General features: G+C 73.4%; 5 protein-coding genes, 2 tRNA genes and 3 pseudogenes. 4 read left to right on the top strand and 6 right to left on the bottom strand.

All coding sequences use genetic code 11. The features are described 5' to 3' along the window. A partial coding sequence (leuC, locus tag B1205_RS19920) for a 3-isopropylmalate dehydratase large subunit (protein ID WP_089156949.1) occupies nt 1-1,369 on the bottom strand: 1,369 nt, incomplete at its 3' end. Nucleotides 1,370-1,418: 49 nt separating this feature from the next. Between leuC and B1205_RS19915 the strand changes: the two genes are divergently transcribed. Beyond that, nucleotides 1,419-2,105: an IclR family transcriptional regulator gene (locus B1205_RS19915; protein WP_036374687.1), complete on the top strand. Its 687-nt coding sequence runs from the start codon at nt 1,419-1,421 to the stop codon at nt 2,103-2,105. A gap of 329 nt (nt 2,106-2,434) precedes the next feature. On the opposite strand, the gene B1205_RS19910 is transcribed toward B1205_RS19915, so the two are convergent. The 3 genes and pseudogenes from B1205_RS19910 to B1205_RS32775 form a co-directional block, all read right to left on the bottom strand. Further along, nucleotides 2,435-2,507, bottom strand: a tRNA-Glu gene (locus B1205_RS19910). Between the two features lie 246 nt (nt 2,508-2,753). Continuing rightward, nucleotides 2,754-2,825: transfer RNA gene (locus B1205_RS19905), tRNA-Gln, on the bottom strand. Nucleotides 2,826-2,931: 106 nt separating this feature from the next. Then, nucleotides 2,932-3,625: pseudogene (locus tag B1205_RS32775) on the bottom strand (fumarylacetoacetate hydrolase family protein). Nucleotides 3,626-3,800: 175 nt separating this feature from the next. Between B1205_RS32775 and B1205_RS19895 the strand changes: the two are divergent. Both B1205_RS19895 and B1205_RS19890 read left to right on the top strand, forming a co-directional pair. Continuing rightward, nucleotides 3,801-5,190, top strand: a pseudogene (locus tag B1205_RS19895) (hypothetical protein). A 34-nt stretch (nt 5,191-5,224) separates the two neighbouring features. Next, nucleotides 5,225-6,103 carry a 3-methyladenine DNA glycosylase gene (locus tag B1205_RS19890; RefSeq protein ID WP_089156948.1) on the top strand — a complete coding sequence of 293 codons (879 nt, stop codon included), beginning with the start codon at nt 5,225-5,227 and terminating at the stop codon, nt 6,101-6,103. A 51-nt stretch (nt 6,104-6,154) separates the two neighbouring features. On the opposite strand, the gene B1205_RS31860 is transcribed toward B1205_RS19890, so the two are convergent. Together B1205_RS31860 and B1205_RS19880 are read right to left on the bottom strand one after the other, a co-directional pair. After that, nucleotides 6,155-6,868, bottom strand: coding sequence for a cellulose binding domain-containing protein (locus B1205_RS31860; protein ID WP_254910076.1), 714 nt, complete (start codon nt 6,866-6,868; stop codon nt 6,155-6,157). Nucleotides 6,869-7,342: 474 nt separating this feature from the next. Next, the gene (locus tag B1205_RS19880; RefSeq protein ID WP_089156947.1) at nt 7,343-7,873 is read right to left on the bottom strand and encodes a GNAT family N-acetyltransferase; all 531 of its coding nucleotides are present in this window, start codon (nt 7,871-7,873) and stop codon (nt 7,343-7,345) included. A gap of 39 nt (nt 7,874-7,912) precedes the next feature. Between B1205_RS19880 and B1205_RS33080 the strand changes: the two are divergent. Then, a pseudogene (locus tag B1205_RS33080) lies at nt 7,913-8,595 on the top strand (low temperature requirement protein A); the annotation flags it as partial.

Here is an 8,595-nt window from a genome sequence, read left to right as displayed (position 1 = left end):
TACGCCCGCCCCGGCCCTGGCGACCCTCGAAGTTGCGGTTGGAGGTCGAGGCCGAACGCTCCCCCGGCTTCAGCGTGTCGGGGTTCATCCCGAGGCACATCGAGCAGCCGGCGAACCGCCACTCGGCGCCCGCGTCGGTGAAGACCTGGTCCAGCCCTTCGATCTCGGCCGCCTCCCGGACCGCGGCGGACCCGGGGACCACGAGCATGCGTACGCCGTCGGCGACCCGCCGCCCGCGCAGCACCTCGGCGGCGGCCCGCAGGTCCTCCAGCCGGCCGTTGGTGCAGGAGCCGACGAAGACCACGTCCACGGCCAGGTCGCGCAGCGGGGTGCCCGCGGTGAGACCCATGTACTCCAGCGCACGGCGGGCCGCGACCCGCTCCGGCTCGCTGTCGAACGCCTCCGGATCCGGCACGGTCGCGCCCAGCGGCACACCCTGCCCCGGGTTGGTGCCCCAGGTGACGAACGGCGTGATCCGACCCGCGTCCAGCGTCACCTCGGTGTCGAAGGTCGCCCCCTCGTCGGTGGGCAGCGTCCGCCAGTACTCCAGCGCCGCGTCCCAGTCGGCCCCCTGGGGCGCGTTGGGCCGCCCCTTCAGGTACGCGAACGTGGTCTCGTCCGGCGCGATCATGCCGGCCTTGGCGCCCCACTCGATCGACATGTTCGCGATCGTCATCCGCCCCTCCATGGAGAGGTCGCGGATCGCCTCGCCGCGGTACTCGACGATGTGACCACGCCCACCGCCGGTGCCGACCTGCGCGATCAGCGCGAGCACCAGGTCCTTCGCGGTGACGCCGGGTGCGAGCTCGCCGACGACGTTCACGGCCATGGTCCTCGGGCGGGCCTGCGGCAGCGTCTGGGTGGCCAGCACGTGTTCGACCTCACTGGTGCCGATGCCGAACGCGAGCGCCCCGAACGCGCCGTGGGTGGCGGTGTGCGAGTCTCCGCAGACGATCGTCATGCCCGGCTGGGTGAGACCGAGCTGCGGGCCGATGACGTGCACGATGCCCTGGTTCTCGTCGCCCAGCGGGTGCAGCCGGACCCCGAACTCGGCACAGTTGCGGCGTAGCGTCTCGATCTGGGTGCGGGAGGTGGGGTCCGCGATCGTGAGCAGGTCGCCGCGCCGGGAGCGGAAGGCCGGGTCGTCGTACCCGGTCGGGGTGTTGTGGTCCTCGGTCGCGATCGTCAGGTCGGTGCGACGGACCGGTCGCCCGGCCAGGCGCAGCCCGTCGAACGCCTGCGGACTGGTCACCTCGTGCAGCAGGTGCAGGTCGATGAAGAGCAGGTCCGGCTCGCCGGCGGCGGAGCGGACCACATGTGCGTCCCAGACCTTCTCGGCCAGGGTCCTCGGTTGAGTGACTCCCACCATCTGGACATCCTAAATTCTGGGAGGTAAATTTCGGCTTGTGGGACACAGTATGAGCGGTGTCGGCGTTCTCGACAAGGCGGTGGTCATCCTGGCCGCCTGTGTCGACGGCGCCAGCCTGGCCGAACTCGTTGAACGCACCAAGCTGCCCCGAGCCACCGCACACCGGTTGGCGCAGGCGCTGGAGATCCACCGGATGCTGGTCCGGGACACCCAGGGCCGATGGCGCCCCGGGCCCCGCCTGGGCGAGCTGGCGAACGCCGCGCCGGACGTGCTGCTCACCGCCGCCGAGCCGCTGCTCGCCGCGCTGCGCGACGCCACCGGCGAGAGCGCCCAGCTCTACCTGCGCCGCGCCGACGAGCGGATCTGCGTGGCCGCCGCCGAACGGGCCAGCGGCCTGCGGGACACCGTGCCCGTCGGCTCGGTGCTGCCGATGACCGCCGGCTCGGCGGCCCAGATCCTGCTCGCCTGGGAGCCCCCGGAGGCGGTGATGCCGCTGCTCCCCCGCTCCAAGTTCACCGGCCGCACCCTCGCCGAGGTACGCCGACGCGGCTGGGCGCAGAGCGTCGCCGAGCGGGAGGCCGGTGTGGCGAGCGTCTCGGCCCCGATCCGGGACCGGACGGGCCGGGTGATCGCCGCGGTGAGCATCTCCGGCCCGATCGAGCGCCTCGGCCGACGCCCGGGCGAGCGACACGCCATGGCCGTCGTCCGAGCCGGCCAACGCCTCTCCGGCCTCTGACCCCGCCGGCTCGGCCGGGAGATCTTGGTACCGCACGGCCCTCCTGCTCACCGGTGGTTGCAACACCCCCGCCCGGAGGGGCGCTCTCGCGCCAAGATCTGCGGGTGGGATGGTGAGCGGGGGCGTCGCCAGTTCGCCGATGTGGCGGCATCGTCCGGTCAGGAAGGCGCCTCTTCGGCGAACCGGTGTGGATCTCGCCGAAGGGGGCCGAGATCTTGGCGCGAGATGTCCGACGCCAGCACGCCGACCCCGCCACTTCGGCGTACTGGTGTCGGACATCAAAGCGAACGGCCCGCCTCGCGTGAGCGAGACGGGCCGTTCGGCGAAAACNGCCCCGACCGGATTCGAACCGGCGCTACCGCCTTGAGAGGGCGGCGTCCTGGGCCACTAGACGACGGGGCCAGGCACTTTTCCTGCTTCACCGCCCTGCCGGGCGATGTGGCAGTAGTCTAGCGGCACCACGTTCCGGCACCGCCGAGGGGGGTCGCCCTCCACCCAAACCGGGCCAGACAGCAGAACAGCCCGCCCCGGGAGACGGGACGGGNGGCGTCCTGGGCCGCTAGACGACGGGGCCAGAACCTTTCGTGCACTCCGACAGCGGCAACTGCCAGAATCCAGCGACCGAGGTTCTCACGAACCTCGGCTGCGCTGGGGTACCAGGACTCGAACCTAGACTAACTGAACCAGAATCAGTCGGGCTGCCAATTACCCCATACCCCATTGGCCCCTTGCGGCGCCGGGAATGAACTTTACCCTCCCGGTGCCGACAGGCCAAATCCAACCCCCCGAACCACCCCTGAGCTGCAAAAACAGGGCAGTCAGCGGATCAGGCGACGGGGACCACCGGGTTGCTGAGCTCCCCGATCCCCTCGATCCGCACGGTGACCGTATCCCCGTCGGTGAGCGGGCTAACCCCGGCCGGCGTGCCGGTGAGCACCACGTCGCCGGGAAGCAGCGTCATCACGTGCGAGATNGTACCTCCATCTCCTCCGGGTTGCGACCGACCTCGCAGCGAACCTCCAGGTCGGAGACGTCCAGCCCGGTGGTGATCCACGGCCCGATCGGGCAGAACGAGTCGAAGCCCTTGGCTCTGGTCCACTGCCCGTCGGACCGCTGANGGCGGCCCGGTCGGCCCGCCGCGCGCCCGGCGCGCCGATCACCACGGCGAGTTCCGCCTCGTGCTCGACCTGCCGGGAGAAGAGCGGCAGGCGGATGGCGTCGCGGGGGCCGATCACCGAGGTGGACGGCTTGAGGAACAGCAGCGGCTCCTTCGGCACCTCGCTGCCGTGCTCGGCAGCGTGCTCGGCGTAGTTGCGGCCGACGCAGACGACCTTGCTGGGCAGGATCGGCGACAGGAGCCGGACGTCGGAGAGCGCCCAGCGGGCGCCGGAGAACTGGATCTGCCCGAACGGGTGGCCCTCGATCTCGGCGATGGTCAGGCCCTGCGGCCCGGCCTCCGGCTCGCCCTCGACGACCCCGAACGACATTCCCTTGGCATGAGCGAAACGAGCGATACGCACCCGGCCAATCTATCCCCGTCCGGCGGCCCGGCCGGACCGACACCGGCAGGTGACGGCGGGTCGGCCGGCGTGGCGAGCCAGCGTACGCCGGATCTCGTCGGTCGGGGCGGGAATGCCGGCTTCGTACCCGCCCGGCGGGTGCCGGCCCATAGCTTCGGGTCGGAGGTTCGTTGGTATGCCTGCATCGAGACGACACCACAGGACCCTGGCAGTGCTCGTGAACTGCCTCGGCGTCATCGCCGCCGTGCCGGCGCTGCCCCCGGCGGCACCCCACGCCGCCGCGGCCACCCGTCCGGCCCCACCGCCGGTCGCCCAGACAACACCGGCCGCGGGGGCGACACCGGTCGCGGCCGGGCCCCGACCCGGCGCGGCGGCGACCCCGATCCCGACCGGTGTGCCGGCGGTGCCCCCGGCGGTGCCGACCACCGGGCCGGCGCCGGTCGCACCGTCCATGCCACCGGTCAGCGTGGCCGTGGGCGCGGCCGGCACACCGGCGCCGGGCTACCGGATCGAGGTGCGCAACGCCGGTTACACGCCGGTGGACACGCTGCTCCGGCAGGAGCTGCCCACCGGCTCCCGGGCGACGACGGTGACCGGCGGCGGACGGACCACCCGCCCGGCCGGGGCGACCGCCGGTGAGATCACCTGGCAGCTACGGCTGCCGCCACGGAGCACCACCACGCTGCACACCGCGCTGGCGGTCACCACGCCCGGTCGTACGGTGGCCGCGCCCGCCTGCGCCTACGGCACCGACGGCACCCGGCCGTACGACTGCGCCACGGCGACCTGGGTGGGCGCGGCCGCGTCCCCGACCGCGCAGGTGGCGGCGCCCCCGGTCTGGCGTCGCCCGCCGGTCCTGCTGGCCGCGCTCACGGCCCTGTTGGTGGTCACCGGCGCGGCGCTCGGGTGGGCGCTGTGGCGTCGGCGGCGACCGTGCGCGGCCGGGGCGCACCAGACGGTCGCTCCCGGCGGCCCGCCGTCCGCAGCGGCCGGCACCCCGCCCGGGCGGGCCGGCCGGGNCCCGGCGTCGGCGGCCGCCGGTCTGGCTGACCGTCGGCGTGGCGGCGGCGGTGCTGGCCGGCGTGGTCGCCGCGGCGGCGTGGACGGCCACGCAGCGGGTCGCCGCGATGGACACCACCAAGCAGCCGACCAGCGGCGCGTGGGTGGGCAGCAGCGTCAACGGGGCGATCGGCGTACCGCTGCGGGAGACCGCGTTCGAGTTCACCGTCTACCGGATGAGCTGCGGCGCGGGGGTGGTGCCGGCGGTGCCGGGCGGCGGTCGGTCGTGCCTGGCCACGGTCGGGGTGCGCAACGTCACGTCCGAGCAGCAGACCTGGCACGGGCAGTTGCAGCGCGCGTACCTGCCCAGCGGCAACTGGGTGGCCGCCGACGAGGACGCCACCCGGGTGGCGAACCTCGGACGGGACGTGTTCGCCCAACCGGTGGCCGCCGGCCGGCGGGTGCTGCTGCCGCTGGTGTTCACCATGCACGGCCTGGATCCGCCGAAGCAGTTGGAGCTGCGCAGCGGCGTGTTCTCCGCCGGCGTGCGGGTGGACGTGGCGTGACCGGGGGCGGGGCGACGGCCGTACCCTGGGGTGTGTGACCGCCGCCCTCGCCCCCGCCGTGCTCGACGCGGCCGACTGGCAGGCCCGCCGGCGCGACCACGAGGAGCGGGTGGACGCCTGGCTGGCGCCGCACCTGGCCCGCCGCCGCACCGGGGTCAAGCACCCGGTGGAGGACTTCCTCTTCACCTACTACTCGCACCGCCCCGCCCAGCTCCGCCGCTGGCACCCGGGGGCCGGCGTGGCGCTGCGCGACGCCGACCCGGCCGTCTTCGGCCCGGACTACCGTGCCGGCGACGCCGGGCTCACCCTCGACACCGATCGGGTACGCGCCCGCCGCGCCGAGTCGATCGCCTGGATCCGTACGCTGCTGGCGGCGACCGCCGACCGGCCCGCGCATCTCGGCTGCTTCGGGATGCACGAGTGGGCGATGGTCTACCGGCAGACCCAGGAGCAGGTGCGGCACAACGCCTGGCCGTTGCGGCTGAGCCCGGCGGCGACGGCCGCGGTGGTCGAGGAGCGCGGCGTGCGGTGCAGCCACTTCGACGCGTTCCGTTTCTTCACCGCGCCGGCCCGGCCGCTGAACGTGCTCCAGCCGACCCGGGAACGCCAGCACGCGCTGGAGCAACCCGGCTGTCTGCACGCGAACATGGATCTCTACAAGTGGTCCTACAAGCTCTCTCCGCTCGTGCCGTCGGAGCTGGTGGCGGACGCGTTCGCGCTGGCCCGGGAGATCCGCGCGCTGGACATGCGGGCCAGCCCGTACGACCTGGCCGACCTGGGTCACCCGCCGGTGCGGGTGGAGACGCCGGAGGGCCGGGCCGAGTACGCCACCGCCCAACGCGGGTTCGCCGAGCGGGCCGCCGTGCTGCGGTCCCGTCTGCTGGCCGCGCTGGACCGGTCCGTCCCGGTCTGACGGCCCGCGCCGGCCGGCCTCGCGCTGGGGCGAAGCCGGCCGGACCCGCGGTCAGCCGAGGGCGCAGACCGGCGTCGGCGGCGGGTTGGGCACGGCCCCGGTGGCCAGGAAGCCGAACGTCGCCTCGGCACCCGGCGCCAACGCGCCGTTCCAGCTCGCGCTGCGGGCGACCACCGCCGCCCCACCCTGCGCCACCTGGGCGTTCCACGACTGGCTGAGCTGCTGGCCGCCGGGGAAGGTGAAGCGGACCACCCAGTACGGAATCGCCACCGCGCCGGTGTTGCGGACCGTCACCTCGGCCTGGAAGCCGCCCGGCCACTGCCCCGCGGTGCGCCAGGTCGCCGTGCAGCCGCCCACGGTCTGCGTCGGCGACGGGCTGTCGGTCGGGTGCGTGGGACCGGTCGGGGTCTGCGTCGGCGTCGGTGACGGGGTGTGCGACGGGGTGGGCGGCAGGCTGAGCGACGCGGTGGGCGCCGGGCTCGTCCTGCGCAGCGCGGCGGTCAGCGCCGGATACCAACGGTCGGACATCTTCTGGTCACCGGCGGCGTTGGGGTGCACCCCGTCGTACGTGTCCGTGGCGGTGCTGAAGCCGGTCCACTGGTCCACCACCACGATCGGCGAGGCCGCGGTGGTCTTCCCCGCCGCCCAGCCGTCGATGGCGGCGTTGAGCGCGACCGTCCGCTGCCCGCACTCGGCGCAGCTCGACGGGTTCATCGGGATGATCTTCGCGACCAGCACGGTGGTGGCCGGGTTGGCGGCCCGCATCTGGTCCACCAGCTTCGAGTACGCGNGAGCACCACGTCCGGATGGGTGGCGGCGAGCCAGCCGGGCAGCAGGTTCTGGTTGGCGATGTTCGTCGCCAGGTAGCCGCCGTGCCCCTCGTTGTCGCCGTCGTGGGGCACGCCGCAGCCCTGCGGCCCGAGCGTGCCGACGAAGTCCACGTCGGTGTAACCGGTCGACTGGAGGCGGTTCCAGAGCACGGCACGCCAGCAGCCGGGCGATCCAGTGATGGAGTCGCCGAGCGGCATGACGCGGATCGGGGCGGCGGCTGCGGCGGCCGGTGCGGTGGCGGTATTGAGGGCGAGGCCGAGGCCGAGGACGGGCAGGAGCGCGGCGAGCGTGATCAGCGCGGCGCGCAGGCGGTTTCGGGACATGCGGTGAGGACTCCTGTCACGTGACGGATCATCGGTGACGGCCCTGACGCTCCCGTACGCATTGAATCGCTTCGACGCCCGCGACTCAACCCTCCGGATGGCCCCGATGCCGGGCCCACTCGGGCGCGAGGATCGACATCACGGTGGCGTCGGCCCAGCCGTCGCCGTCGCGCAGCACCTGCCGCAGCGTGCCCTCGGCCACGAAGCCGATTTTCTCGTAGGCCCGCCGGGCGCGCGGGTTGAACGTGAACACCTCCAGCCCGATACGGTGCAGGCCGAGCTGCTCGAAGCCGTACCCGACGACCAGCCGGACCGCCTCGGTGCCGAGGCCGCGGTCGCGCCCGTTCGGGCCGATCAGGGTGCGGAAGTTGCAGCTCGCGTTGGCCCGGTCCCACTCGTTGAGCACCACCTCGCCGACGCAGGCCCCGGTGGCCCGGTCCACCACGGCCAGGTCGNGGCGGGCCGCCGTGACGCTCTCGCCGGGCGGGCTGCCGGTCAGGCGGGCGACCTCGGGGTCGGCCAGGGTCTCCGCGAGCGCCGGCAGGTCGTCGTCGTGGAACGCGCGCAGCACCACCCGCTCGCCGTCGAGGGTGGGCTTGACGGAGAAGTCGATCATCACAGGTCGATTGTGCCGGTCCTGGACGCGATCTGACGAGTGCAATTCGACCGCCCGGCCGGTTCTCGGCCGCCACCGCCTCGGCTTCGGCAGACTGAGGCGGTGGGTGGCGCCGGTTGGATCAGGCTGGCCGACGACCGGGACGGGGTCAGCTGGCTGGAACTCTTCGTCGACCTGATCTTCGTCTTCGCCTTCCTCAACGTCACCGCCGTGACGGCGGACCAGCTCAACCCGGCCGGGCTGCCGCGTGGGCTGCTGATTCTGGTGCTGCTCTGGTGGTGCTGGGTGCCGTTCGCCTGGCTCGGCAACTCCGTCCGACTCGACCGGGGCGCCATGCCGGTGGCGGTCTTCGGGCTGAGCGCGGTCCTGTTCGTGATGGCGCTGACCGTGCGGGAGGCGTTCATCGACCGCCCCGGCGGGTTGTCCGGGCCGGTGGTCTTCGCGCTCGGCTATCTGGTGATCCGGACCACCATCCTCGTCGTCGGGACGCTGGCCAGCACCGGCCGTCAGGGCGGCCGCCTGCTGCGTCGAGCCTTTCCGCCCCTGTTCGTCGCCGCATTCTTCCNCCCGGTTCCCCCTGGTCGCCGCCACGGTCGTCGTCGAGTACGGCTGGGCGCTGCTGATCGGGTCGGACCTCTGGCGGATCGGCTCGACCCGGCACTGGGCGGAGCGGCACAGTCTCATCATCCTGGTCGCGTTCGGCGAGACGATCATCTCGGTGG

The organism is Micromonospora sp. NBS 11-29 (genome assembly GCF_002140155.1).
Lineage (GTDB): Bacteria > Actinomycetota > Actinomycetes > Mycobacteriales > Micromonosporaceae > Micromonospora.
The sequence above is the reverse complement of the archived record's forward strand: the minus strand, read 5'-3'. Positions and strand labels throughout refer to the sequence as shown.